Below are 280 nucleotides of genomic sequence, written 5' to 3' on the forward strand. Positions count from 1 at the left end.
GCGCAAACAGATTGTGGCGACGCAGATTGCTGGCTGCGTTAAATGCGGTATTTTGCCAGGCCAGATTCGCCGCTGCCGCAGTCTGCCATTCAGCTTGCCTCGCGATCACTTGTAAGCGCTGGTTATGCTGCAGCCACTGCTGCCAGTCGGACTGACTGCGCGCACTGCCGTCATACCAGTACTCCAAAAAAAAACTGTGCTGATCTTCAGTGGTCAGATTCGCACCCAGCAGACACTGGCTGACTTGGTGTTGCATGCCCCATTGCCAGGGCGCGCTGCG

General features: G+C 57.1%; 1 protein-coding gene. It reads right to left on the minus strand.

The features are described from left to right. Window positions 1-256 (minus strand): hypothetical protein (locus tag KDM89_RS22110; RefSeq protein ID WP_212689885.1); only part of this gene is annotated, 256 nt, incomplete at its 3' end. Window positions 257-280 lie beyond the last annotated feature (24 nt).

Origin of the sequence: Cognatundibacterium luofuense (assembly GCF_018139685.1) — a bacterium.
In the GTDB taxonomy this organism is placed as follows: domain Bacteria; phylum Pseudomonadota; class Gammaproteobacteria; order Burkholderiales; family Burkholderiaceae_D; genus Undibacterium; species Undibacterium luofuense.